At 49.9% G+C, this 25,654-nt stretch carries 26 protein-coding genes; 10 read left to right on the top strand and 16 right to left on the bottom strand.

Annotated elements, in window-relative coordinates; genetic code table 11:
- Positions 1–3: 3 nt before the first annotated feature.
- Positions 4–2,019, bottom strand: a complete 2,016-nt coding sequence (gene rep / locus R3187_RS05750; RefSeq protein ID WP_318965750.1) for a DNA helicase Rep — start codon at positions 2,017–2,019, stop codon at positions 4–6.
- Between the two features lie 124 nt (positions 2,020–2,143).
- Here rep and ubiK point away from each other — a divergent pair, with 124 nt between their 5' ends.
- Complete coding sequence (ubiK, locus tag R3187_RS05745; RefSeq protein ID WP_290620586.1) at positions 2,144–2,431, top strand: ubiquinone biosynthesis accessory factor UbiK; 288 nt, start codon at positions 2,144–2,146, stop codon at positions 2,429–2,431.
- A gap of 63 nt (positions 2,432–2,494) precedes the next feature.
- On the opposite strand, the gene R3187_RS05740 is transcribed toward ubiK, so the two are convergent.
- Both R3187_RS05740 and R3187_RS05735 read right to left on the bottom strand, forming a co-directional pair.
- Positions 2,495–3,184, bottom strand: coding sequence for a pirin family protein (locus R3187_RS05740; protein WP_318965749.1), 690 nt, complete (start codon positions 3,182–3,184; stop codon positions 2,495–2,497).
- 206 nt (positions 3,185–3,390) lie between these two features.
- Positions 3,391–3,837 (bottom strand): DoxX family protein, encoded by a 447-nt coding sequence (locus tag R3187_RS05735; RefSeq protein WP_318965748.1) that lies wholly within the window; start codon positions 3,835–3,837, stop codon positions 3,391–3,393.
- A gap of 212 nt (positions 3,838–4,049) precedes the next feature.
- Between R3187_RS05735 and R3187_RS05730 the strand changes: the two genes are divergently transcribed.
- Complete coding sequence (locus R3187_RS05730) at positions 4,050–4,958, top strand: LysR family transcriptional regulator (RefSeq protein ID WP_318965747.1); 909 nt, start codon at positions 4,050–4,052, stop codon at positions 4,956–4,958.
- 60 nt (positions 4,959–5,018) lie between these two features.
- On the opposite strand, the gene R3187_RS05725 is transcribed toward R3187_RS05730, so the two are convergent.
- Both R3187_RS05725 and R3187_RS05720 read right to left on the bottom strand, forming a co-directional pair.
- On the bottom strand, positions 5,019–6,746 hold the full coding sequence (locus R3187_RS05725; protein WP_318965746.1) for a serine hydrolase: 1,728 nt from the start codon (positions 6,744–6,746) through the stop codon (positions 5,019–5,021).
- A 271-nt stretch (positions 6,747–7,017) separates the two neighbouring features.
- Positions 7,018–8,382: an MFS transporter gene (locus tag R3187_RS05720; protein WP_318965745.1), complete on the bottom strand. Its 1,365-nt coding sequence runs from the start codon at positions 8,380–8,382 to the stop codon at positions 7,018–7,020.
- 174 nt (positions 8,383–8,556) lie between these two features.
- Between R3187_RS05720 and R3187_RS05715 the strand changes: the two genes are divergently transcribed.
- A complete protein-coding gene (locus R3187_RS05715) occupies positions 8,557–9,354 on the top strand; it encodes a transporter substrate-binding domain-containing protein (RefSeq protein WP_318965744.1) in 798 nt (265 codons plus the stop codon).
- Between the two features lie 131 nt (positions 9,355–9,485).
- Here the strand turns inward: R3187_RS05715 and R3187_RS05710 are convergent, their stop codons facing one another.
- The 3 genes from R3187_RS05710 to R3187_RS05700 all read right to left on the bottom strand — a co-directional run bounded on the left by R3187_RS05710 (position 9,486) and on the right by R3187_RS05700 (position 10,942).
- Entirely contained in the window at positions 9,486–9,683 is a 198-nt protein-coding gene (locus R3187_RS05710) for a helix-turn-helix transcriptional regulator (RefSeq protein ID WP_318965743.1), read from the bottom strand.
- Positions 9,680–10,096, bottom strand: a complete 417-nt coding sequence (locus R3187_RS05705) for a hypothetical protein (RefSeq protein ID WP_318965742.1) — start codon at positions 10,094–10,096, stop codon at positions 9,680–9,682. Before R3187_RS05705 ends, R3187_RS05710 begins: the two co-directional genes overlap by 4 nt.
- Positions 10,097–10,249: 153 nt before the next feature.
- Positions 10,250–10,942, bottom strand: coding sequence for an aspartate/glutamate racemase family protein (locus tag R3187_RS05700; RefSeq protein ID WP_318965741.1), 693 nt, complete (start codon positions 10,940–10,942; stop codon positions 10,250–10,252).
- Positions 10,943–11,097: 155 nt separating this feature from the next.
- Here R3187_RS05700 and R3187_RS05695 point away from each other — a divergent pair, with 155 nt between their 5' ends.
- From R3187_RS05695 to R3187_RS05685, 3 genes are read left to right on the top strand one after another with little or no spacing between them, the layout of a single operon-like run.
- Positions 11,098–11,553 carry a hypothetical protein gene (locus R3187_RS05695; protein ID WP_290612108.1) on the top strand — a complete coding sequence of 152 codons (456 nt, stop codon included), beginning with the start codon at positions 11,098–11,100 and terminating at the stop codon, positions 11,551–11,553.
- A complete protein-coding gene (locus R3187_RS05690) occupies positions 11,550–12,458 on the top strand; it encodes a histone deacetylase (protein WP_318965740.1) in 909 nt (302 codons plus the stop codon). Before R3187_RS05695 ends, R3187_RS05690 begins: the two co-directional genes overlap by 4 nt.
- Before the next feature lie 50 nt (positions 12,459–12,508).
- A complete protein-coding gene (locus R3187_RS05685) occupies positions 12,509–12,832 on the top strand; it encodes a hypothetical protein (RefSeq protein WP_318965739.1) in 324 nt (107 codons plus the stop codon).
- 80 nt (positions 12,833–12,912) lie between these two features.
- Here R3187_RS05685 and R3187_RS05680 read toward each other — a convergent pair whose 3' ends face one another.
- Genes R3187_RS05680 through R3187_RS05670 form a run of 3 tightly spaced genes read right to left on the bottom strand, consistent with a single transcriptional unit; the run spans position 12,913 to position 14,705 of the window.
- The gene (locus R3187_RS05680) at positions 12,913–13,269 is read right to left on the bottom strand and encodes a hypothetical protein (RefSeq protein WP_318965738.1); all 357 of its coding nucleotides are present in this window, start codon (positions 13,267–13,269) and stop codon (positions 12,913–12,915) included.
- A gap of 23 nt (positions 13,270–13,292) precedes the next feature.
- The gene (locus R3187_RS05675; RefSeq protein WP_318965737.1) at positions 13,293–14,231 is read right to left on the bottom strand and encodes a stomatin-like protein; all 939 of its coding nucleotides are present in this window, start codon (positions 14,229–14,231) and stop codon (positions 13,293–13,295) included.
- Between the two features lie 27 nt (positions 14,232–14,258).
- Complete coding sequence (locus R3187_RS05670; RefSeq protein WP_318965736.1) at positions 14,259–14,705, bottom strand: NfeD family protein; 447 nt, start codon at positions 14,703–14,705, stop codon at positions 14,259–14,261.
- Between the two features lie 145 nt (positions 14,706–14,850).
- Here R3187_RS05670 and R3187_RS05665 point away from each other — a divergent pair, with 145 nt between their 5' ends.
- Entirely contained in the window at positions 14,851–16,131 is a 1,281-nt protein-coding gene (locus tag R3187_RS05665; RefSeq protein WP_318965735.1) for an MFS transporter, read from the top strand.
- A gap of 2 nt (positions 16,132–16,133) precedes the next feature.
- On the opposite strand, the gene R3187_RS05660 is transcribed toward R3187_RS05665, so the two are convergent.
- The 4 genes from R3187_RS05660 to R3187_RS05645 all read right to left on the bottom strand — a co-directional run bounded on the left by R3187_RS05660 (position 16,134) and on the right by R3187_RS05645 (position 20,138).
- A complete protein-coding gene (locus tag R3187_RS05660; protein WP_318965734.1) occupies positions 16,134–17,081 on the bottom strand; it encodes an ABC transporter ATP-binding protein in 948 nt (315 codons plus the stop codon).
- Positions 17,081–17,902 (bottom strand): ABC transporter permease, encoded by an 822-nt coding sequence (locus R3187_RS05655; RefSeq protein ID WP_318965733.1) that lies wholly within the window; start codon positions 17,900–17,902, stop codon positions 17,081–17,083. Before R3187_RS05655 ends, R3187_RS05660 begins: the two co-directional genes overlap by 1 nt.
- A 187-nt stretch (positions 17,903–18,089) precedes the next feature.
- On the bottom strand, positions 18,090–19,148 hold the full coding sequence (locus R3187_RS05650; RefSeq protein WP_318965732.1) for a M28 family peptidase: 1,059 nt from the start codon (positions 19,146–19,148) through the stop codon (positions 18,090–18,092).
- 114 nt (positions 19,149–19,262) lie between these two features.
- Complete coding sequence (locus R3187_RS05645) at positions 19,263–20,138, bottom strand: LysR family transcriptional regulator (protein WP_318965731.1); 876 nt, start codon at positions 20,136–20,138, stop codon at positions 19,263–19,265.
- Positions 20,139–20,238: 100 nt separating this feature from the next.
- Here R3187_RS05645 and R3187_RS05640 point away from each other — a divergent pair, with 100 nt between their 5' ends.
- The 3 genes from R3187_RS05640 to R3187_RS05630 all read left to right on the top strand — a co-directional run bounded on the left by R3187_RS05640 (position 20,239) and on the right by R3187_RS05630 (position 24,746).
- On the top strand, positions 20,239–21,606 hold the full coding sequence (locus R3187_RS05640) for an NADH-quinone oxidoreductase subunit L (RefSeq protein ID WP_318965730.1): 1,368 nt from the start codon (positions 20,239–20,241) through the stop codon (positions 21,604–21,606).
- Positions 21,603–24,023 carry a DUF2309 domain-containing protein gene (locus R3187_RS05635; protein ID WP_318965729.1) on the top strand — a complete coding sequence of 807 codons (2,421 nt, stop codon included), beginning with the start codon at positions 21,603–21,605 and terminating at the stop codon, positions 24,021–24,023. The genes R3187_RS05640 and R3187_RS05635 overlap by 4 nt, the downstream gene beginning before the upstream one ends.
- A 210-nt stretch (positions 24,024–24,233) precedes the next feature.
- Positions 24,234–24,746, top strand: a complete 513-nt coding sequence (locus tag R3187_RS05630; RefSeq protein WP_318965728.1) for a DUF2569 domain-containing protein — start codon at positions 24,234–24,236, stop codon at positions 24,744–24,746.
- 87 nt (positions 24,747–24,833) lie between these two features.
- On the opposite strand, the gene R3187_RS05625 is transcribed toward R3187_RS05630, so the two are convergent.
- The gene (locus R3187_RS05625; RefSeq protein ID WP_318965727.1) at positions 24,834–25,640 is read right to left on the bottom strand and encodes a DUF2884 family protein; all 807 of its coding nucleotides are present in this window, start codon (positions 25,638–25,640) and stop codon (positions 24,834–24,836) included.
- Positions 25,641–25,654: the final 14 nt, after the last annotated feature.

Below are 25,654 nucleotides of genomic sequence, written 5' to 3'. Positions count from 1 at the left end.
TAGTCAGTCTTTTTTCAGCATCTGGCGCAGCCGCTCCAGATGGGCCTGGCCGGTTTGCTGGCGTTGCTGCTCGGTTTTCACCGGCGCTGCCTGTTGCCACTCCAGATCGTCCTGCGGTAATTCATGTAAAAAGCGGCTGGGTTCCGGCCGTATTACTTCACCATACTGGCGGCGTTCTTTGGCGTAAGTGAATATCAGTTCACGCTGGGCCCGGGTAACCCCGACATACGCCAACCGTCGTTCTTCTTCCACGTTATCTTCATCAATACTGCTTTGATGCGGTAATAAGCCCTCTTCCATACCCACCATAAACACATAGGGAAACTCGAGACCCTTTGAGGCATGCAAGGTTAACAACTGCACCTGATCGGCGTTATCTTCCTGCTGCTGGCGCTCCATCATATCACGCAGGGTCAAGCGGGTTACCACTTCTGGCAGGGTCATGGCTTCATGCTCGTCATCACCCTCCAGCATGGTGCTGATCCAGCGATACAGCTCGTTGACATTTTTCAGCGCCATTTCAGCTGCTTTCGGGCTGTTACTGGTTTCAAACAACCAGGCTTCATAGTGGCTCTGCCGGATTAAATCGCGCACTGCTTCAGCCGGGTCGGCCCGTTTGGCATTATCGGCTACCTGGTTTATCCAGTTGGCAAACTGCTGCACCGCCTGCTGGGCCCGGGCTGATAAGTGCATGGACAATTCGATATCGCAGCAGGCTTCGAACAGGCTGATATTTTTGCTGTTAGCCAGATTACCCACCTGCTGCAAGGTCGCTGCGCCAATTTCACGGCGGGGCACATTGATGATCCGCAGCAAAGCATTGTCGTCATCCTGGTTTACCAGCAGTCGCAGATAAGCCATCACGTCTTTAATTTCACTGCGGGCAAAAAACGAGGTGCCGCCGGAAATTTTATATGGGATCCGGTTGGTCATCAGTGCTTTTTCAAATACCCGGGCCTGATGGTTACCGCGATACAGCAGAGCATAATCACGGTATTCGCTGCGGTTAATAAAGCGGTGCGAAATAATCTCGGCCACCACTTTTTCAGCTTCGTCTTCTTCGTGCTTGCAGGGCAGTACTCTGAGCGGCACACCATAACTGTTCTGACTGAATAGCTTTTTTTCAAATTCATGCGGATTATTGGCGATCAGAATATTGGCCGCTTTTAAAATCCGCTCGGCCGAGCGGTAATTCTGCTCCAGCTTAATCACATTTAAATTCGGAAAATCAGTTTTCAGCAACACCAGGTTTTGCGGCCGGGCGCCGCGCCAGGAATAAATGGACTGGTCATCGTCGCCGACCACGGTAAAACGCTGGCGTTCACCTACCAGTGCCTTAACCAGCTCATACTGGCTGGTATTGGTATCCTGGTATTCATCGACCAGCAAATACTGGATCTTCTGCTGCCATTTTTGCCTGACTTCATTATTGTGCTGAAACAGCAACGTCGGGATCAGAATAAGATCATCGAAATCCAGCGCGTTATAGGCTTTTAACTGGTCGCTGTATTGCTGATAGTAATTGGCAAAGCTGATACTTTGCGGGTCGCTCGCGCGCTGGATCGCCAGCGCCGGCAGGGTTAAATCATTTTTCCAGCCGGATATTTTACTCTGCAGCGCTTTTAATAAGTCTTTATCACCCTGAAACTCGTTGGCGGTCAGCTCTTTTAACAACGCCATACTGTCCTGATCGTCAAACAGGCTGAAACTGGGTTTATAGCCGATATGGCGGTACTCTTTTTTAATAATTTCCAGGCCAAGGGTATGAAAAGTAGAAATTGTCAGGCCGCGGGTTGCGGTTTTCGGCAGCTGCGCCTGAATACGCTCACGCATTTCCCGCGCCGCTTTGTTGGTAAAGGTAACAGCAGCGATATGGCGGGCAGGTAGCTGACATTGCTGAATTAAATAAGCAATTTTATTGATAATGACCCGGGTTTTACCACTGCCCGCACCGGCCAGCACCAGACAGGGGCCGGCAATATACGTTACTGCGGCATTTTGTTGCGAATTTAACTGCATAACCTATACCTTATTCCGGGGCCGGCATTGTAACCAAAATAAGCGGCAAATAGCATTCGCGTTCTGAATTTATCTCCGTAGAATAGACGTATTACTATGCCAGACCGGGTAACAGGAGACGATTATGTTAGATCCCAAAAAAATTGAAGATATTGCTAAGCAAATTGGCAATGCGCTGCCACCGCAAATAAAGCAGTTTGCCGATGATACTGAGGCCAAAGTGAAGCAGGTACTGCAGCAAAAGCTGGCTAACCTGGATTTTGTCAGTCGTGAAGAATTTGATGTACAGCGCCAGGTATTGTTACGCACCCGGCAAAAGGTTGAACAACTTGAGCAGCAGGTCGCGGCTTTACTGGCACAAAATGTGACTACTGACTCACAAACCGATCTGCCGACAGCCGATCAGCAGTAAGCTGTAATACCCGGCAACACTACTTTGCATTGATGCCGGGAGATACGATAACTGCCTGCTTAATCATAATGGCAAATTAAATAGCAAGGCTTCACTATCTGCTGTGGCCATTAGCTGCAGGTCGGTTTGGTCACTGACCATGACACCGTCACCCGGATTGACAGTAAAGTTATCTACCTTTAATTCTCCGCTGATTAAATGCAGATAAAGTTTGCGTCCCGCTGCAGGGTAGTTAAGTTGCTCGTCAGCACTGATACTTACGCGCAGTAAGTGCGCTTGCTGTTTCAGCATTAAGCTGCCATCACGGCCATCAGGTGAGGCAATCAGAGTTAATCCTGGTTTACTGGCAAAATGCTGCTGCTGATAACCCGGCGCACCACCCTGCCGATCGGGCATAATCCAGATTTGTAAAAAGCGCAGGTCTTCCGTCTGGCTGGCGTTATATTCAGAATGGTACACGCCGCTGCCGGCACTCATTAACTGAAACTCACCGGCCGGCAGGATTTTTTCATTGCCGGCGGAATCTTGATGGACGATAGCGCCCTGCAGCACCACGGTAATAATTTCCATATCGCGGTGGCCGTGGCTATCAAAGCCAGCGCCGGGGGCCACCCAGTCATCGTTAATAACTCGTAGCGCTGAAAAACCCATATGTGCCGGGTCGTAATAGCTGCCAAAGGAAAAGCTGTGGCGGCTTTTCAACCAGCCAAATTCAGCTTTGCCGCGTTCATCGGCTTTGCGTAGGGTAATCATTGTGTTCTCCATATTACTAAACAGCCTGTATTAAAAAACTTGGCCACTTATTACGGTGTAAAGGCAGGGTGGCGGCCATACTGACTTCACCGGCTTCAAGGATCACATCCCTGTGCCCCTTCAGCCTGCGCAGCATCCCTGCTGCTGTTACGTCAACACGCCCGCCACCATGCGGTCAGGTTCTGCGTATGTTATTGCCTCATCCATTAACGATTCAGTTTGCCGGCCAGTAATTTATCAACAGACAATTTGCCTGCACCGCTAAACAGCAGTGAGACACTGGCCGCCAATAGCGCTAAACCAAATTCGTAACCGTTGTTGGCCATAAACAGGCCGTTTGCAAAATGCACTGCAAAAATCGCGACCAGCATCGCTATTGATAAAGCTGCTGCGGCCGGCCGGGTTAATAAGCCGATGATTAATGCCAGGCCGCCAAAAAACTCAGCAGCACCGGCTAAAAATGCCATCAGCATGCCCGGGCTTAAGCCAATACTGTCCATCCAGCCGGCGGTGCCTTCAAGGCCATAGCCGCCAAACCAGCCAAACAGTTTCTGAGCGCCGTGCGCAGCAAATATCACACCTACCGGCACACGTAATGCCAATGCCGACCAGCCCGCATCAGTAGAAGTCAGTTTCGCAATTAATGTTTTCATAAGTCACCTGTCAAAATATTTAATGGTTCTATAAAGAGTTTATGGTTATCAGACCGCTTACAACCTGTCGATGTGTTAAAGATAGCGCTATACTGGCTTTTACAAAAGCGGAGCTTTTCGCACTATTAGTTCAAATAATTTGAATTAATATGCCATGGGCGGCCGCGGGCTGCCTTTCCGACCTCAATGGCTTAACGCAGGCAAATTACAAGATGCAGCAATTGATTAATTTAGATGCCTTGCGGGCACTCGACGCAATTGACCGTAAAGGTAGCTTTGCGGCCGCGGCCGAAGCATTGTACAAAGTACCGTCGGCGCTCAGTTACACTATGTCTCAGCTGGAACAAAACCTTGGCGTGAGCTTATTTGACCGCAGTAAGCAAAAAGCCCGCTTAACCCCGGCCGGTCAGTTGCTGTTGCAGCAGGGCCGCGAGTTACTTAAAGCTGCCGATCAACTGCAAAAAGCCGTGCAGCAACTGGATAGTGGCTGGGAAGCGGAGCTTACCCTGGCACTGGACAGTGTGGTGCCGGCCGAGCCGGTTTTTGCCCTGATAAGCCAGTTTTTGCAACTGGGCAAACTGACCCGGGTGGCTTTGCGGCAGGAAGTAATGGCCGGTGGCTGGGAAGCGCTGAATACCGGCCGGGCCGATATTGCTATTGGGCTGCCAGCTACCCAGCATACCAGCGCTTATCAGTTGCAGTTATTGGGCGAAGTGGAGTTTGTGTTTGCCGTGGCGCCGCACCACCGGCTGGCTCAACTGGATAAAGTGTTGACCCTGGCCGATGTGCAGCAGGAAACAGCAATAATCGTCGCTGATTCAGCCATCGACAGCCAAAAACTATCCAGTGGCCTGTTCGACAGCCGTCAGCAAGTGGTGGTCGCCAACCTGGCACAGAAAATTACTGCCCAGCAACAGGGCCTGGGGGTCGGCTTCTTGCCACGCCATCTGGTACAACAGCAGTTAGCCCGCGGCGAGCTCATTGCCAAGCAGCACACCATTCCGCGCGACAGCGCTAAGTTATACCTGGCCTGGCATAAGCAACAGCAAGGCAATGCGCTTAGCTGGTTTTGCCAGCAGCTGTGCAGCTACCCATGGCAGCAGGTGTTTAGCGTTAACTGACAAACTAACTTAGAACGGAGCATACTGGCAAAACATAATCGCGCTATTAAAAAAGCACTTTTAATTGTCAGTGAAAACGAAATGTTTCAGAAACACTTGAGCGAAAGGTGAGTTTTCAACCTGAGCTTTATCAAGCGGGTTACCCCACCACATCCCTTCACTATTCGCCAGAATAATAAAAGTTAAGTTACGTCCGGGGATTTTCAGATAAAGCGCTGAGAAACCCGCATCTTCATCCCAGCCACCATGCCAGATTAATTTTTCTCCATTGTAATGCTGTACATACCAGCCAAAAGCGTAAGGCAGTGCCGTGCCATCCGGTGCTTTAGCCGGTTCAAATACTGTTTGCATTACAGCGGTAGAAGCAATAGCACCGGTATCAAACGCAATATCAAACCGGGCTAAATCGTTGACTGTAGAGACAATACCAGCGCCGCCGGCAAAGTGACGATCGGGACGCAAGAGCTTGGCATAGCGGCCATCAGAGTATTGGTAGCCTTGCGCCATATCGAAGAATACGCTGGCTTTTTCTGACTGCCACTGGCCTGCAGTGGTACGCTCCATTGCAGCGGGGCCCAGAATATATTTTTGCATCAACTGCGCCATAACATTATGGCCTTGCTCTGCGGCATTTACCGGATTGCCATGCAAATACTCCAGATAGCGGGACAGGCGTGAATACATGATGGGGTTATACAGAAAGGCAGTGCCGGGCTGACCATTAACGTTATGGTTTAGTACGTTACGGATACTGATTTTTTCATTACAACGGAGATCCTGACCAAATATGATAGTTGACTGTGCTAACCAGCCACAAAAATTCTGCCAGCCCGGCATGTCATTTATCGGCTTGTCCAGGTTAACAATGTCCTGCTCAGCTAACTTCAGAAAAAGCAAAGCCAGCAAAGGCTTGGTAACCGAGGCGATCCAAAATGGTGTATCGGCTGTGGCTTTGCGATAAGAATTGCCATCACCGGTATCAAAATGCGAGCTTCCAAAGCCATCAGACCAGCGTAACTGTTGATCAGCCACAATTGCCACGGCAAGACCGGGAATATGTTTTTGCTGACGTAAAGCATCCAGTGCCTTAGAAAAATCAGCAAGTTGTTCATTGCTAATGCTGTTGACAGGCTGATTTGGCGGTGTAGCAAAAGCAGGTTTAGCGACAATTAAATCAGTTAAACCCAGCACACAGAGTAGCGTAACAGTGCCGACAATGCCTGCTTTGTTCATTTTCAGAAAGGGGATGGCCAGTGGATAGCGGCAGCCTTTGTTATGCAGTACTGCAACAATATTACTAAGCATCACGATAACTGCATAAGGCAACACGGCCAGAAAGAACAGGAAACCAAAACCTTCAATGGTCAGCAGCGCAATGAAAGCAAGTATAAACATCAGGGTCATGGTAAGTTGAAAGTTAATGACCGCCCGGCCATGTTGTTCATATACCGGGTTATCTTCGCGCTTATGGATCCAGAGAAACAGCGGTAGCAAAATATTCATAAAAGGCAGCACAAAACCAAGAAAGGGTGCGCTATGCATCAGCAACAGCCATTTCTGCTGAATGGCTTCATTGCCAGGATTATCCAGCTGCAATAAATCATCTACTTCGATTTCCAGCGCCGCAGCTAACATTTTAACGGTTTTCAGATGCGGCGTAACTTCAGCTTTTTCCAGCCGTTGAATGGTGCGAACCGTGACTCTGGTTTTTTCAGCCAACTGCTCCTGCGATAGCCCTTTTAATTTGCGCTGATATATCAGCGTCTCTGCAATTGATTGTTTTTTCATAGTTTTCTCATTAGTCTTGTTTGAGCGAAAATGAGGTTAAAATCTAACAATTAAAGCCCGACATTGTTACGACATCTGACTGTCATGTTGCTGTCATTTGTCATTTAGTGCTGATGAATGAAAGGAAAAACCCACTTAACAGCGCGGTTGCCAATATTAAGCAACAGATCCATTTTGTACAGTGGTAAGGGGCAACGAGCAATAATGCAGTAAATTCAACTGGTGGCGAAAAGCTGCACAATTAGTATCTGTGCAGCTGCGCTGGCGTCACTTAAGGCCGTGTGTGGTCTTCGTCACGCATTGGTTCGGCTGCATGCTCTGCAGAGGGGTGGCGTTCGCCGCGGTCTGTCGTCGCTGAGTCTGTACTGGCAGCGTGGTCGGCTTCCTCCGGGTAGTTGGGTTTATGGTCCTCTACCCATTGCTCATCCTGACGCGGGTCCAGTTGGGCAAGTGAAGCACCCGACGCTGCCGGTACGGCAACAAATACACTTAACTGCTCATTGGCAATCCGCTCTGCGGTTAAGGCATAACCACCTAGTAGCAGTGCAGCTAACGCTAGCACGGTAAAAAACAGGCTGCCTGATAGTCCCAATACGGCGCCGAGGATTAATGGCGCTAAAAATGAGCCGATACCATAGGCAAACAGCAAACTACGACTGATTTCTACTAAGTCTTTGCCGTGATCCAGCCGGTCATTAGCGCGGGCGACACTTAGCGGGTAAATACTGAATAAGCTGGTGCCGAGTAAAAAACCCAGCAGATAAAACAACCAGGTCTGGCTGGCGAACAAGGCAAGCAGCAGGCAAATAGCAAAGCTGAATAAGCCGGCCCAGGCCAGTAATTTGCGCCGGCCGTAGCGATCAGACAGGGTACCGACCGGCCACTGGGCCAGCAGGCCGCCCAATATTGAAATAGCCATAAAGGATGCTACTACCGATTGCTCGCCATAAGTATTCAGCACAAATACCGGCACCATGGTGTAAAAGCCGCCGACAAAAAAGCCGCCAATGACACTGCCGACCAGCGCCAGCGGTGCAATATGCAGTACTTTCGGTAAACTGTAGCGCTCAAAAGGCTGTAACTGCGGTTGGCTGATCCGGGTAATGGCCACTAAAAACAATGCAGCCAATACCAGTACCGATCCCAGTACAAATACCAGATGCGAACTGATGTCCATGCCTAAAATCAGCTGACCAACGGCGGTGGCCAGAAAAAACACCACCGTATATACCGCCAGCACCCGGCCGCGGTCCTCTGAGCTGCTTTTTTCATTCAGCCAGCTTTCCAGCACAATTAACAGCGCATAAAAGGCAAAGCCGGACAGCAGACGTAAGCCAGCCCAAAACCACGGTTGGTAATGTAAAGTGTGGCCCAGAAAAGCAATAACCATGACGGCAGAAAAAGCTGAAAAACTGCGGGCGTGGCCAACCGATACGATTAACTTCTGGCTGAAGACAGCCGCCAGTAAGGCTCCCAGAAAAAACGCCGAGTTAATAATACCAATCACCAGCTCTGACAGCCCGGCTTGTTTTAAATACAGACCGATGTAAGTCATCAGCATGCCGTAGCCGGTAGCCAGAAAGGCAATGGAAATAAATAACGACGAAATGGGCAGTAACGCTTGCTTTAAAAACACAGCTTTCTCATTTTTAACAATCAATGACTTAAACATAGTGTTTCGTCACGTGTCAGGCAAGTTGCTGAGATATGCATTGGTATTTTAGAAGAATAGGTGTCCGTTTATTTGCAGGGCTTTCAGTGCCCTGGTAATGCGCTACACTGAAATATAATATTAGCAATGGTTTAATTTATGCGCGCTGTTTTACAGCTGTTAACCGGTATATTGCTGACGACACCCGCTTTTGGTAAGGCAACCCAGATTATTATCGCCGGTGATAACTGGTGCCCTATTAACTGCAGTGCCAGCGCTACAGACAAAGGTTATATGATCGATGTCGCCAGTCAGGCATTAGCAATGGCTGGGTATGAGCTGGTTTATCAGGAAATGCCATGGGCCCGGGCAATTGCTCTGGCCCGACGTGGCGCTATTCATGGCATAGTGGGGGCGTTTAAAGGTGATGCCCCGGATTTTTACTTTCCCGCTAATGCCATTCTTAACATCAGCCCGAACCACTTGTTTACGTTAAAAGACAGCAGTTGGCGCTATAGCGGCCCTGCTTCGTGGGGTAATGTCAGACTTGGTACCATTATCGGCTACGACTATGGCGAAGAGCTTAATAACTACCTCATTACAGTAACTCCGCCTTTAACCCACGAGGTAAAGCAATTGTCAGGCGATGATGCAGTAAAGCGGAGCATTGAGTTTTTGCTGAAGCGGCGCACCGATGTGCTGGTAGAGTCGGCGCCGGTATTGTGGTACCACGCCAACCAGCTGGGAGTAGCCGACCAACTGCAGGAAGCGGGGGTAATCAGCGCCCCCGAACCCTGTTTTATTGCATTCTCGCCAAGCCGTCCGGAGTCGGCGCAACTTAGCCATGCTCTGGATGCCGGTATAACCTTAATGAAACAACAGAACGCTCTGCTACCCATCGCCAAACGTTATGGCCTTAGCAGCGCACTGGCCCCGGTTGTGCCACTGCCGGATTAAACGACTACTAGTCTTGTGGTTGCTAAATCAGCACGCCGCGCAAAAAAATATCAAATCGCCACATTTAAAGACTGAGCACGTTGATTCAGGTGTCCACCTGAATCAACATCACCAAGTGATGCTCATATAGTTTACTGATCACTGTCATCGAAGATTTGCTCAATCGCCAAACCAAACACTCTAGCTGCCTTAAACGCCAGCGGTAAACTGGGATCAAATTTGCCCGTTTCTATCGCATTGATGGTCTGGCGGGAAACATCCAATGCTTTTGCCAGATCAGATTGGGTCCAGTTGCGTTCTGCCCGCAATACTTTTAACCGGTTTTTCATTGGTATTTCCGGGAATTAACAACCAAACTGATAAAGTATGAGATACCCATTACAAACAGAATGTTAGATGGGCTGGGTGTCGATTCAAGTAACCGCGCAGGTTCCAACAGGCCGTAAACAGCACCGAATACCATACTTACTCCCAGTGATATCGCCATAGCGTTAAGGTGCAATTGGCGCTGCAGTTCATCTAAGCCGTCCAGATATTTTTTATTGGCAATAATCATCAAATAACCAAAAACAACATTAACAGCAATAATACAAAGGCTGATGGTCACATTAAAGTCCCAGATAAATTTGGGGCCAAAAGCAAACAAGGCCAACGATAATAACCATCCCAGAGTCCATACAAATAATGATTTTTTAGACGCTTTATAGCGCTGCGCCAATGTAGTAGATGCCATGTCGTTCATAAAAACTCCTGGTAAAATTCATTTAACTAAAAGTAAAGCTTGCTTGACATATGAAGGGTAGAGCAAACGGCTTGGCATGTCAAGTGTGCTTGTCATTATGTAAAGCGTTATAGATATTGCTGAGTTAGGTCAAAATAGCAGGTTGCATCTTTCCTACCGCAATGCCAGTTCAGCTGCACTGCGGGCGTGAATGCGGGTGGTGTCAAACAGCGGTACTGCTGCATCCTGCTGCGATACCAATAGCGAGATTTCAGTGCAGCCGAGAATAATAGCCTCGGCACCCTGGTCGATAAGCTGGCCAATGAACTGGCGATACTGTGCTCGTGACTCTGGCAGCACCTTGCCCAGACACAGCTCGTTATAAATTATCTGGTGAACCTGCTCGCGCGCTGCTGCATTGGGCACAAGCACGTTCAGGCCATGCTGCTCTGTTAGCCGGTCTTTGTAAAATGGCTGTTCCATGGTGAATTTAGTGCCTAACAGGCCCACGCTTTTATAGCCTGCAGCTTTTACCGCCGTGGCGGTGGCATCGGCAATATGCAGTAGTGGCAGTGTTGTCGCATCCTCAATAGCCCCTGCAACTTTATGCATGGTGTTGGTACAAAGCACAATAAAGTCGGCACCGGCGGCTTCAAGGCTTTTGGCGGCCTCTGCCAGCAACTGGCCGGCAGCCTGCCAGTCACCAGCGCGTTGCATCTGCTCAATGTCGGCAAAATTAACGCTGTATAAAACAACTTTAGCCGAGTGCAGGCCACCAAGCTGCTGTTTCACCGTTTCATTTATTATGCGGTAGTAAGGAATAGTTGACTCCCAACTCATTCCGCCCAGCAAGCCAATTGTTTTCATGGTAGTTACCTTAAAAATAGGATAGCCAGCACCTAAACGATGTTAAATTGTAAATTGGCTGATAGTCAACTAATGCTGATTTTTAATTAACAATATATTTATCTTTTGGTATCTCTGAATTATCCTTATGGTTTCAAAAAGCAAAGGAATAAGTCATGGTAAAGGTACATATCTGGTTAAGGGATGAACAACATATTGGCCACGCGGCTCTTACAATAAGAGATGTTTACGTTAGCTTCTGGCCCGATGGCGATGCTGGCAAAAAAGACTTAAAAATAAAAACCAGCCACCCAGGTTCTTATGTCGAGACGTTGGCACAAGATATCATCAATGAGGGAGGTCGCAAGCCCATCACAGTTGATATAGCCAACCTGAATGAGGTTGCGATGCTGCACTATGTAAACTATTTACAAAATAACGTACCGCGCTATCAACTTGCCCGACATAATTGTTCGCATTTAGTTGTAGATATACTGCAAAAAGGCGCCAGTAAAAAGCCAACATTTAAACCTAACGCTGCAGAGTATGCTAAAGTCGGTCGCATATTGGGTTACGGTATATGGACTCCGGCGAACGTAATGCGCTATGCAAACGAACTGAAATCAGCATGAAGATTATCTACCACGAAAATTACAATATTGATGTCGGCATTTTTAAATTCCTGCATCCGTTTGATGGTTGCAAATTTCGTAAGGTGCGCGCTGCGCTTAACGATGAGAATGTTATAGCACCTGACGCTGCTATTTCGGAATCTGCCATTCTTGAGTCGGTAAATGAACTGCTAAAAATACAGCTGAAAGATAAAGCGGCATTATGCCGGGCGCTGGAAATTCCTAAAATTCCGTTTTTGTCATTTTCGTGGCTGGACAGTCATATCCTTGGGCCTATGCGTTGGGGCGTTGCTGGCACATTAGCGGCCAGTCAATTAGCATTGACAGGCACCGATGCCTGGAATCTGGCTGGTGGCTATCATCATGCCAGCCCACATAAGATGGAAGGTTTTTGTATATATAACGATATTGGCATCAGCTATCAGCAGTTGTTGGCAAGTGGCAAGCTAACAGCTACCGACCGAATTCTGATTATTGATATCGATGCTCATCATGGTAACGGCAATGCCCGCACCTTTGACGACAACAGTAACGTCACCCTGCTCGATGTATATAACCAGGATATTTACCCCAATACACCGGTCAGCCGGCAGCGGGTCGATATCCCGGTACCTTTGCCCTCTGGCACCGGCGCCGAGTTATATTTGAATAAACTAAGCGGCGCACTGGAGCTGCTTAAAGGTGGCTATAAGCTGGCCTTTGTCGTAGCAGGTACCGATGTTCTGGCAACCGATCCGCTGGGCGGCTTAAAGCTGAACATTACAGATGTCGCACAAAGCCATAAGCTGGTGTATCAGCGCTTAAAAGCTTTGAATATTCCAACGGTATTTTTAGGCGGTGGCGGTTATGGCAAAGATAGCGCCGCAGCAATTATATCGGGAATTAAAGCGATAACTGGCGACTAAAAATAATGACCAACTTTTAAAATTATCACTTGTAACAATGGGAGCCGGAGATGATTGAGTATCAGGAACAACTCGGTATGATTTATGGCGTATTCAGCCTTATGCTGATAATCGGCATGCCGGTGTTAATTAACCGTTTATTGAATATTAGCTATCCCAAAGCCATTTTTATGCTACTCGCCAGTTGTCTGATTTTTATGGCGGTTGATCAATTAATTCACAGTCTGGTTTTTGACATTACCATTCAGATTGACCCGTTAAATAATGCAATTGCGATGCTGGTGCCGATTTACGCTTTTGCAATTGCTTTAGTAGTAGATGTTATCGCGATGTCGTGGCAAAAGATTAGCAGACAGAAGGCTGCCAAAACTTAGTCAGTGTCTAATGTCGTGTTAGTTTTTAACGCAGCGATTAAAAAGCCAGCATTACGCTGGCTTTGATTTGCTTGCTTAGTTTAGTCTGCCATCAGCAAATGCAGCAACTGGTCATACAGCTGGCGCTCTTGCTTTGCTTCTTCGCCGTCGCTTTGCATCAGCTCTCTGGCGGTGTCCAGCGCTTGCTGTTTATTAAACTGCAACGCCGGTTTCAGATTGGTTAGATATCCTTCGACCTGATTGCTGCTGATCGCCTGCCGTACATCGGCTAACGCCTGATTCTGGACGGCGGTAATGCTGTTAACGCCTTGCCAATCCAGTTGATCGCCAATTTCGTCCAGCAGTTCCTGTTCATTCAGCCGTATTTTGCCGTCAATCCGGTACATTAAAATGGCCAGCTTGAGCAGCGCTTCATTAAAATCCTGTTGAGTTGCCATACATTACTCCTTTGGTCGTGGCCTTATTTAGCGCCTGGCCGGGCTATTTTCAGTATTTCAGTTAAGCCGGCAACAGCGCCTCCAATATTGGCCAGTTCGGCTGGTACTATCATGGTGTTATTGGCTTTTGCCAGGTTACCGAACTCTTTAACATATTGCTCGGCTACCCGCAGGCTTACTGCTTCTGACCCACCCGGGTGGTTAATGGCCTCAGCTATCTGGCGGATACCTTCTGCGGTGGCGATCGCCACTAGTTCGATTTCCCGGGCGCGACCTTCTGCTTCATTAATTTGGCGCATCTTGTCACCTTCCGACAGGTTAATCACTTCCTGCTTCTGGCCCTCTGACACGTTAATCATCGCCTGACGTTCACCTTCCGATTTAGCAATGGCGGCGCGGCGTTCCCGCTCGGCGCGCATTTGCTGCTCTAACGCATCTTTAATGCTAAGTGGTAACTCAATATCAGAAATTTCATAACGCAGCACTTTAATACCCCATGGCGAAGCCGCTTCATCCAGCGCTTTTACCACTTCTTCGTTTATTTTAGCCCGCTCTTCAAAAGTTTTATCTAAATCAGTCTGGCCGATGACAGAGCGCATCGTGGTTTGTGCCAATTGCGAGGCCGCATAACGGTAGTCATTAATGCCGTAACTGGCTTTGTGCGGGTCGACAACCTGTAAATACAGCACGCCATTAATGCCAACCTGAATGTTGTCTTTGGTAACACAGGTCTGGCGTTCTACATCGATCACTTCCTCTTTTAAGCTATGGGTGTAGGCCACTTTGTCGATAAACGGAATAAGAATATGAAAGCCCGAGTCGAGAGTGCGCGAGTATTTGCCCAGCCGCTCAATTACAAAGTTTGATTTTTGCGGCACCACCCGGGCGGTTTTGATAATGGTGATAACTACCGCGACGGCAAAGCCCAGCGTCAGTATCGTTTCGATATTTATTTGTTCCATCTTAGGTTTTCCCTTTTACACTGCCAATTAAACTGGTTGTTGAGCCGATACAATTAAATGAATGCCTTCATTGGCAATTACCCAGGCCACTTCACCTGCTTTTAACGGTTCGCTGGAGCGGGCGTCCCATTGCACGCCGTTTAATACCACCCGGCCGGCGCCCTGGGTAAAATCATTGAGTACAATAACCCGGTTGCCAATGTCGTCTTTCAGCCGGCTCGGCTGCTCGCCACTGTCGGCGACATAGCCAGTAAACCAGCGTTTAAAATGGCCACGGGCCAGCAGTAATAAGGCCAGGCTGACAATGCCGAAAATAAGGTATTGCATGGTGGCGGTTTCTATCCAGCCAAGCTGCAATAAGATGCCAACGACAATAGCACCAATACCCAGAAAAACGGCAACAATACTGGTTGCCAGCAATTCTGACAGAATTAACAGCACGCCAACGATGATCCAAATCATTGCGACACTCATAGCTTTATCCTGTATAAGAAATTGAGCCACAAACAGTAACTGATGTTAGATAAAAGGGTCAATCAATTTAATAGCTTGCTGCCGTTTCATTTGTAATAAACTATAACGGTGGCAAGGGTTCAGAATTAACAAAAGAAGCAGGGCTATGGCCGAGCGTAAAATATACGAATTACTGGTGAATGAGGAAGACGCCCGGGCTTGCCGGGATATTCCGGACAGTGCCTGTACCCGGGTACCGAAAAATTTTGTGCTGGTGCTGCTTAGCCAGTTGCTGTTAAGCCTGGGAGACTTACTGACCAGCCCGAAAACCGTACTTACCTGGCTGATGAATGTGGTTGGAGCGCCGGCGGCAATGGTAGCCTGGCTGGTACCGATTCGGGAATCGGGTTCAATGTTACCGCAACTGCTGATCGGTGCCTGGGTGCGACGCTACGCCATTCGTAAAACCTTCTGGATTGCCGGCAGCATTGTTCAGGGTAGTTGCGTACTGGCAATGGCGCTTGCCGTTAGCTACTGGCAGGGCGCAGCGGCTGGTCTGGCCATTATTGGCTTACTACTGCTGTTTAGTCTGGGCCGTGGCCTCTGTTCGGTCGCGATGAAAGATGTAAAAGGCAAAACCGTACCTAAAGGCCAGCGCGGTCAGCTCACCGGCATTGCCGGCACGGCGTCCGGTGTTCTTACCTTATTGGTGTCGCTGTGGTTACTGCGGGAAGAGCCGGACAATCTGGTTGTTTATGTTGTGTTGCTGGTGGCTGCGGCAATGCTTTGGCTAAGTGCTGCTGTTATTTTCAGTCAGGTGCAGGAGCAGCCCGGCGAGACTGACGGCGGGGCCAATGCGCTGCAGCGTGCCTGGCAAAACCTGGGTTTACTGCAGACCGATAGGCAGTTTCGCCAGTTTGTTATTTGTCGCGGCTTACTGCTGGGGTCGGCGCTGGTATCGCCCTTTCTGGTGCTGCTGGCCCAGCAACAGCATGGCAATGGCCAGACTCTGGCCTGGTTTTTAATTTGCACCAGTTTAGCCAGTGCTGTCAGCGCAGTATTCTGGGGCAGGCTGGCTGATCGCAGCAGCCGCCAGGTGATGATTATTGCCGCAACGCTGGCGCTTGGCGGTTGTGCCGTGCTGGCGGTAGTGCAAATGGTTATTGGCGAGCTGCCACTGTATGGTTATCTGCTGTTGTTTTTACTGTTAAGCGTTGGCCATGCCGGTGTGCGGGTGGGCCGCAAAACCTATTTGCTCGACATGGCATCAGGCAATCAGCGCACCGACTATGTGTCGGTCAGCAATACGATTATTGGTGTGTTGTTATTAGTGGTGGGCGGCATCAGCAGCCTGCTTGCCTGGTGGTCTTTGCTGGCCGTGCTATGGTTTTTCGCCGCCAGTTGCCTGGCGGGTTTGCTGTATGCAGTAAAACTGCCTGAAGCCTGATATCAGGATAATACTGTTGCCGCTTTTTTGCGGGCAAACAGCTGCTGCTCCAGGCTTTTGCCTTTGCTTAGCTGTTTGTACTGCCAGCCATTAGCGGCCAGACATTGCAGCAGCCGGATATCAAAGTCATCTACCACCTGTGGCTGATAGCTCACCTGATACTCCTGGTTACGGCCGGCTGTCACCTCTTTTACCCCGGCCAATTGGCGCAGTTGCTGGCATACTTCATCCGAATCAGCCGTAGCGGCTCCATTGCCGGTTGCCAGCTGCAGGCTTAAATGGGCGGTGCTTTCATTCGGCTGGGCACGATGCTGCTGCAACTGACCATCCTGCAGGTACAACACCTTGTTGCAAAGCCGCTCCAGCTCAAAAATATTATGTGAGCTGATTAAAAAACTGGCGTGCTGGCTTAAATCGCTGATAAGTTCCCGGATATGCAAGGCATTGGCTGGATCCAGCCCGGCAGTCGGTTCGTCCAGTAAAATAAGGGCCGGCGAGCCGATAAAAGCCTGCGCCATACAAGCCCGTTTGCGCATACCATGGCTAAGTGCGCCAGCTTTGGTGTGGTAATGTCCGGCCAAATCAACCAGCGCCAGCACCCGCTCGGTTTCTGCCCGGGCTGCCCTTGCAGTTAAGCCCTGCAGTTTGCCATAAAAGCTTAGTTGCTCGCCAATACTGAAGGCCGGGTCGAGCTGAGCGTCTTGTGGCAGTGCTGTTACTTTACCAAATAAAGCCTGACTACCCGGCTGCTCACCCAGTAACTGCATGCTGCCACTATCGGCTTTCAGGTAACCACACAGCAAACTGAATAAGGTAGTTTTACCGGCACCGTTCTGGCCAATCAACGCTACTGTTTCGCCTTTATTTACTTCAAAGCTGATATTGTTCAGTACTTTATGCCGGCCATAGCTTTTAACCAGCTGGTCTACTTTGATAACAGGATTAGTCATTACAGTGCTCTCCGGCTTAAAATTTGCTGGGCAATTAGCAGTAAAATGGCAGTCTGGGCTAATGGTAAGGCGGCCAGTTGCAGACTTTGCCAGCCCTGGGCCGGAATAAGCTGCCATATTTGCGCACCCGGCATGTATTTCAGTAAAAATGCGGCGTCGGGCTGATGATAAATAAGCCAGCTAAGCAAACCAAATATCACGCCCAGACTAACGATGGCTAAACTGAGTGCCAGCCGTGATGAGCGGGCCCAGGCAGAGAATACCGTCATCAGGGCGGTAAATGGCATTAACACAATCAGCAAATGGCAGCTGATCAACAGCGCAGCTTCAATAGCCTGCCAGCTGATGCTGCCCTGGCGCACCGCGCTGATAATCAGCGTTGCGCTAAGGGATAACAGAATTAAACACAGCTGCACTACCAACTGGCCACAGAAGCGGCCAAGCACAATAGCGGTGCGGCTGCTGCGCAGGCTGATAAAGCGCAAAGTGCCGCGGGCTGCATCGCCCGATAACTGGTTGGCGGTAAACGCCAGACATAAGATTGGCAGTAAAATCAGACTCAGCATCCAGTACAGGGTCAGCTCCGGCGCCGGCCAGTTCAGCAGTTGGTGCAGGCCCAGCATGCCAAAAGCCGCTGTTAATGATTTCTGAAAATTCGGTTCCTGCAAAATTTCGCTGGCCGGGGCAATAGCGTACCGCAACAGGAAAAACCAGACCACCGCAGTGGCTGCCAGGGTCATCAGGCCACGGCGGGTTAGCCACAGCCGCGATAGTTCGACCTGGCTGAACAGTCCGATCTGACGTAGTAACATCATCGACATAAACACTTCCTTTTATTATTTGTTCTGTTGTTCTATCCGTGATTTTGCACAAAGAGTGCCATGTTTTTAATTGTTATATTTCATGATGTTAAGGTTTTCTCGCTGAATTATTAGCGCTGCTGTTGGTAATATCAGCCGATAAAGTAGTTGTTTTCACCACTTTATCGGCTGCAAAACAGTAAGCTGATTAATTGTGCTTAAACTGCTGATCCAGCAGCTGAATAAAGCTTAGAATGGTTTCACTGACCTGAGCATAAAAGTCCGGGTCGACTTTCTCAGCGGTATCCCGCACCGAGTGATAGTCGTCATGATCGGCCACGCCAAAATAAATAAAGGGCACCTGCTGCTGATAAAAGACGCCGTGATCTGAGCTTAAGGTCCAGTCCTGAGTATTGCCTGCCCGGTACCAGGGGCGGTCGTGACCGGCAATGATTTTTACGGCACTTTGCTGCTGCAGGGTATGTAACAGCGGGCTCAGCCAGGGTTGCTGGTAGCTGCCTACGGCAAACAGCAACTGATCTGTGTCACGGCTGAGCATATCCATATTAACGTTAAAGGCCAGTTGCTCTGGTTGTAACAGCTGGTGTTTAAATAACGCCACAGCGCCCTGTAAGCCGCCTTCCTCCGCATCCAGCGCGACAAACAGCAGCGGATGGTCAAGCGGGTGTTCGCTGAAATAACGGGCCAGGCCAAGCAGGGTGGCAACGCCGGAGGCATTATCGTCGGCGCCGGCAAATACCTCACCGTTTTCCACGCCCAGATGGTCATAATGGGCAGTCAGCACAATAGGTTTTAACTGAGGGTTTAAACCGGGCAGCAGTCCCAGCACATTAGCGGCATTTTCCGCGGCCGGCACCGTGGCGGTTTTGCCCCTTAACCAGCGGCTGAATACAAAGTGTTGTTTTACATGAAAAGGCTGTAAATAGCCGTCAGTACCGGCAGGCTGCAAGCCAATTTCGGCAAACTGCCGGGCCAGCCAGTTACGGGCTTCTATACCGCCACGGCTGCCCGGCTTGCGGCCCTGCCGATCCGGGTGAGCCAGCCAGTTCAGATCGGCCAGCAGCTGCTGATGATCTAACCGCTGCTGTGCTGCAGCCGGTTTTGCCGCTGCCTGTAACTGCGCCAGCCGGGCACTCTCCTGCCCGGTTAACTGCTGTTGCCAGGCCGGCCAGGCCAGGGTATACAGCAAAATAGCGGCAATAACTAAGGCGGCGCCCGCCAGATACAGCCTTTTAGTAACCGACATTCACATTCCTTACTGCTTAAATAATTGGCGCACAGCTTAGCAAATTACTGCCGGAAGCCGCTGAAAAAAATCACTCTGACCCATTTTAATTTGCGGTTGGTTAAACCGGGCTGCTCAGGTAGGAAAGGCCTGCAGCAGCAGGTTCAGTTGCGGATGTAACAGCTCGCGCTGGGTGGTGATAATGTAAAAGTTTTCGTATATCTGCGGCAGGGTCAGGTATTTATGCAGCCGGCCGCTGAGTAACTCGTCTTTTACCACCACTTCCGGAATAACCGCCAGGGCGCCACTATCGCGGGCCAGTAAGCGCAGCATCGCCATGTCATCAGCTTCAGCAACAATACCGGGTTGCAACTGATACTGTGCTGCCAGGGCATCAAAGGCGGTACGCACCGGGCTTTGCACCGGAGGCAGCACCCAGCGCTGACCTTTGTATTCGCTTAAATTTTCAGCGAGTTGCTTGCCCGGCGGGCCAATTACCGCGACAGGTTGCCTGGCCAGCAACCGGCATTGCCATAGCTGACTATCGTTACCCTGCACAGCAATATTGCTTAGTGCCAGATCCAGCTGATGTTGGGCCAGCGCATTTAACAGCATGGTCTGATCCATCGACAGCAAACTGTAGCGTGCATTGTTCGTGCTCAGTAGTGGTGTAATAAAGCTTTCAATAAAGTTGCGTGACATGGTCGACAAAGTGCCAATCCGGATCGGACTATGCTGAGGTTGCATCCCCTGTAATAGCAGCTGTTCAAGCTCGGCACCGCGACTGAAAATATCTTCGGCATACTTCAACGTCTGGTAGCCGCTATCGGTTAATACCAGCCTGCGGTTTTCGCGCCGGAATAGCTGCACCTGCATGCTTTGCTCTAGCTGCTTAATTTGCGATGACAGTGCAGATTGTGAAATATGCAGTCGCTGTGCAGTTTCAGTCAGATTGGTGCCCCTGGCAACCTGCCAGAAATAATACAGATGATGATAGTTTAACCGGCTCATGGTTCTCTTTTAGTGAACGATTTCTGATTTATTATGTATTTTACTAATGCTAATTCAGTGTAGACAATAGCGCCAGTTAATTAAATTAAAAAGGTGAGCGATGGACTCGTTACTGACAATAAATGCACTGAAGCTGGTTTTACTGGCCCTGGTAGCGCTGCTGGCCGTGGTGATCTGGCGTTACAGCGCAACCGCCCTGGCAGGTGAGCGAGACAAACTGCGTTTTATGCGGGCACTGGCCCTGACGTTGACTGCCACCGTTTTTACTCTGTTAAGTAATCACCTGCTGTTGTTCTGGCTCGGCTGGTGCTGGATTAGCCTGAGTTTACAGCAGTTGTTGTTGTTTTATCCTGAACGTCCGCGCGCCCGGCTTGCTGCTCATAAAAAGGCCTTGAGTGCCCGGGCAGGTGAAATTTTGCTGGCACTGGCTTTTACGCTGCTTTATCTCGAGTTCGGCACGGCGGATATCAGCAGTATTACCAGTCAGGCTAGTATCCAACAAAGTATTGGTCTGTATGCTCATATCGCCACCGTGCTGCTGGTACTGGTGGCGTTAATTAAATGCGCTCAGCTGCCGCTGCATGGTTGGCTGATCCAGATAGTGGAAGCACCGACGCCGGTGTCGGCATTGCTGCATGCCGGTATCATTAATCTGGGCGGCATTTTGTTGCTGCTGTTCTCGCCTTTACTGAAACTAAGTGCACCCGCAGCCACGCTGTTACTGGTCACCGCACTTACCAGTACCGTGCTGGCAGCACTGATAATGACGACGCGAATTAGTATTAAGGTGCGTCTGGCATGGTCGACAATCGCCCAGATGGGCCTGATGCTGGTGGAAATTGCCCTTGGTTTATACACGCTGGCGTTGCTGCATCTGTTAGCGCACTCCTGTTATAAGGCATATGCCTTTCTGCACAGTGGCAATGCCGTCAACCATTACCTGGCAGCACAGCTGGCCGAGCAAACCGAACCGGATGTCAGACACTGGCTACTGGCATTGCTGATGACATCGGGCCTGGTGCTGCTGACCCACCAGATACAGCCGCTGTCTGGTTTAAGCAGTGCCGTATTACTGGTGCTGGCTGTTACGGTGCTGTTGATGCCGTCGCTGGCGCGTGCTGACAGTCGCCGGCCATGGCGGGTTATGCTGGCAATGGCGTATGGCATTGGCTTGCTGGCACTGTATAGCAGTGGCAAGTTTATATTGCAAAGTATTGCCCCAACCACATCGGTGCTCTCACCACTTGCTGATCTGTTTACCAGTCTGGTGTTCGCCGGGTTGTTCGTGATGGCTGTATTGCTGCGTTATCACAGCCGGCAGCGTTTCGTTAACCGGGTGTTTATCTGGTTAAACGCCGGCGGTTATCTCGATGAGTGGGCCACCAGGTGTACGCTGAAAATCTGGCCTTATCAGAACAAAACGGCTGATATTGCCAGCAACCTGTCACAAGCGGAGAGCCTGAAATGAGTGCAGTCAGTATGTTAGCGCAGCAAGCCGGTAGTAATTTACAAGCTCTGGTTGAGAAAGCAGCCAGTCAGATAGCGCCGGCGTGGCCGCTTGATCAGATGATCGCTGTCAACCCCTGGTGGCCGAAACGGCAACAGCATTTTGCCACAGTATGCGCTGAGCAGCAGCTGCTTGCCGGCACCAGTTGCCTGATGACGGCTAACTGGTTTCTGACACAATGGCAGCAGCAGATACAGCCTGAACATTTGCACCAGGCATTGCAGGAAGCGGAACTGAAAATGACCGTGGATGAGGCGGTGGCTGTTCTGGTACAACAGCAGGATTTACGGCACTGGCAGTCATTGGCGCAACTGTTATCTGAGCAGACGCTCACCCAGGGTACGTTACCCTGGCCGCAACTAATCCAGCAGCAACTCAGCCAGTTTATGGGTTTGTATTATCAGTATCCGGAGCGCTTCAGTGTTGAAGCCGGGGCTGAGCAGCATACCTATCAAAGCTGGCTTACTGTGGTTCGTCAGGATAAAGGCTTAAAAGTACTGACCGGCATTGATTTAACCTCGTTGTTCGCAACATTACCCGCTGAGCCATCTGAACTGTTGTTGCAGCTGGACCCCTGGCTGGATAGCTGGTGTCAGGATGAGCAGGCAAAGCAGGCATACTTTGAGAACCTGCTGCAAAGCCTTTCCGGCTGGGCGGGCTGGCAGGCATGGCTCGACTGGCAACAGCAGCTGAACAAGCAGCAGAGTCACAATGCCGTCTGTCAGTTACTGTATATGCTGCTGGGTTGGGACTGGGTATTATGGCAGCACAGCACGCGCCACAGTGGCGCTCATCAGCATATCGTTAACATGTTAAAATTGCAGAGCAGACAGTATAACGCCATGCTGCTTAACACGCAGGCCTTACAGAGTATGCGCCAGGTTTGGCAGCGAGCGCTGGAATTAAGTGTTCAGCTGCCGTTATTCCGCCAGCTGCAGCAGGCAGCCCGCCAACCTGTTGCCAGAATAACCCGGCTGACGCTGCAGGCCGCATTTTGTATTGATGTTCGTTCAGAACCATTCCGCCGGGTGCTGGAACAGCAGGATGATACTATCCAAACACTGGGATTTGCCGGTTTTTTCGGCCTGCCGATTGCTTATAAAGCGGCTGACAGTAAGCTAAGCAGACCTCAGCTGCCCGGCCTGCTTGCGCCGGTACTCGAAGTCAGCCAAATCCGGCCTGAAAAGGCGACGTTACCACGCCAGCCTGCACTGGGCTGGAAACAGAGTTTTGATTTAGCGTCATCCAGCCTGGGAATGGTGGAGGCCGCCGGCCCCACTAAACTACTTAGTTTGCTAAAGCGGGCGTTTTTCCGCACCAAAGCGCCGCACGCCATAAATCAGTATCTGGATGATGGTCAGTGGCAACTCAGTCGCGGGATGCAACCACTCAGTGTCGCTGAACAAGCACAACTGGCTGCGGCGATCTTGTCAGCTATGGGCCTGGCCACTACGCTGGCGCCAACGGTGTTGCTGGTAGGTCATGGCAGTGATACCTGTAATAACCCGCAAGCGGCGGCGCTCGATTGCGGTGCCTGCGGCGGACAGACCGGCGAAGTTAATGTAAGGGTGCTGGCGCAAATTCTGAATAACAATGAGGTACGTACTGAGCTTAACAGCCGGCATAAAGTAAGAATTCCTGATGACACCCGCTTTTATGCGGCGATGCATCATACCACTACCGATGTTTTGCAGGTGTTTCAGCCACCCGCCGACGCTGCATGGCCGCAGTGGTTAGCTGAAGCTGGCGTCCAAGCCAGACAGCAAAGGTCAAGACAATTTGCTGAGGCTCCACATGGCACCTCCGCATTGGACCGGTTTTTTAAGCGGCGTAGCCGCGACTGGGCTCAGCTTCGACCAGAATGGGGCCTGGCCAATAACGCGGCCTTTATCATCGCGCCCCGTACCCTGACTAAAAGCCTCAACTTACAGGGGCGCTGTTTTTTACATGACTATAATACTGAGCACGATGGTGATTTCAGCCTGCTGCATACCATTATGACCGCGCCGATGGTGGTCACTAACTGGATCAATATGCAATATTACGCTTCGGTGGTCGCACCCGATAAATATGGCAGTGGCAATAAGCTGCTGCACAATGTTGTGGCCGGTCATATCGGTGTATTTGAAGGCAATGGTGGTGATTTACGTACGGGTTTAAGCTGGCAGTCGGTGCATGATGGCAAGCAGTTACGACATCAACCTGTGCGGCTTAGTGTGGTGATTGCCGCACCAAAAAATGCCATCGCTAATGTTATCAGACAGTCAGCTGACGTTGCGGCGCTGGTGAATAATCAATGGTTATGGCTGTATCAGCTGGATCCGGATGGCACCATGCATCAATGGCACCATGTTGGCTGGCACAAGGTAACTGCATGAGCCAGGCGGTAGCTATGCTGACCCGGCACGACAAAGCACGGCTGCTTGCCCCGGCATTCAGGCGTTTCGGTTGGCAGTTGCTACCAGTCTGACCAGAGAGCGCCAGGCCCGCTGTTAACGCTGTAGAATTTGATTGCTATCACTATTGTTTCCCGGTAATTTTCTTGTTGTGTACTAACAATTATGTTATCAACAAGAAAGGGAGACTTCATGAGCGAGCGTAACGATTTGCAGGGATTGGGCGGTTGGTTAATTCTGGTAGGCATAGGTATTACCCTTTCGCCTTTTATCATGTTGTTTCAGGTTGTGCCGTTGTACTTCGAAATTTTTACCAGTGGCAGTTTTGAAGCGCTTACCACTGAAAGTTCTGCCTCCTATATCCCTTTATGGGGCGCGCTGTTGATGAGCGAGATTGTTTACAACGCCTGTCTTGTGCTACTTGGGTTTTACGTAATGTTTTTGTTTTACACCAAGCATTACCTTTTCCCACGTTTTTACATTGCCATGGTGGTTATCGTATTTATTTTTACCATCATTAATGCCTGGATGGTGACGTTGGTAATAGAAGACACAGAAATGTTTGACCCGGAAACAACCAGCGCGCTGATACGAACAGTTTTTGTGGCACTAATCTGGATCCCTTACATGCTGATATCTGAGCGGGTAAAGCAGACTTTTGTTCGAGGGGCCATTCAGCAGCCTGCCAATGCATTGTCTGTTTAATTTTAAGCTAAGCATATTTGTTTCGTAGAAATAAAAAAAGCGCAGGCAAAGCCCCTGCGCTAAAGGTTGTGGTTGGGAGTTACCGGGTTAACGGCTAATGCTTACTGTGTTGTCGCCGTTTTTAAATAAATCGTATTGTTGCATCGCCGGGATTTGCTGTTGGATCCGGGTTTCCAGGGTGTCGAGTTTGGTAACCTGACTGCAGATGGCTTCGCCACGCTGTTCTAAGGCAGCGGCTTTGATGTCCATCTTCGCTTCCAGATTTTCACCAAATTTTTCCATTTTCTGGCCAAAGGCTTCCATCCGCTGTTCGAAGCTGCCCTCTCCGCTGGTCATCGCTTTACCTACCAGCATCATAATATTGCCCATAGACTGGCTGACGGCTTCTTCAATCGCCTGTTCAAACTCGGGACCGAATGCCTGATCAATGTTTTCAAGCCGGCTGCCATACAGGTAGGTATTGTCACCGTCCTGCACTACAACCTGGTTGGCGGCATCACTGATTTTAGCTAACGCCTTTTGCATCGCCGGATACTCGTCCAGTGTTTTACCGGTCAGCTCGCTAACCACTGTGGTCAGGGCTTCGCTGGCCATAATAAGGGCGTCTTCAACTAAGGCTATGGTGTCAGTGGTCTGGCTGCGAATGCCGGCCTGATAGTCGCGCAGCAGTAAGCGGGTTTCGTTATTTACCATAACCGCCTTGTTGTTGAGCGTTAACTGACCATCCTTGTCAATTTGCCATAAGGTAGCGCCGTTATCCTGCAGCATGACACTACTACTGTTAATGACTAAGTCATTCTCAAATTCAATATTACAATGGGTATTCTGATGTGCCATGGCATTCAGACTGAAAGTGCCAAGGACGACGGCGCTGGCCAGAAGTGAGCGTTTCATAGTAGTTATCCTTT

It is taken from the genome of Arsukibacterium sp. (genome assembly GCF_033721375.1).
In the GTDB taxonomy this organism is placed as follows: Bacteria; Pseudomonadota; Gammaproteobacteria; order Enterobacterales; family Alteromonadaceae; genus Alishewanella.
This window is presented reverse-complemented; position numbering and strand designations above follow the sequence as displayed.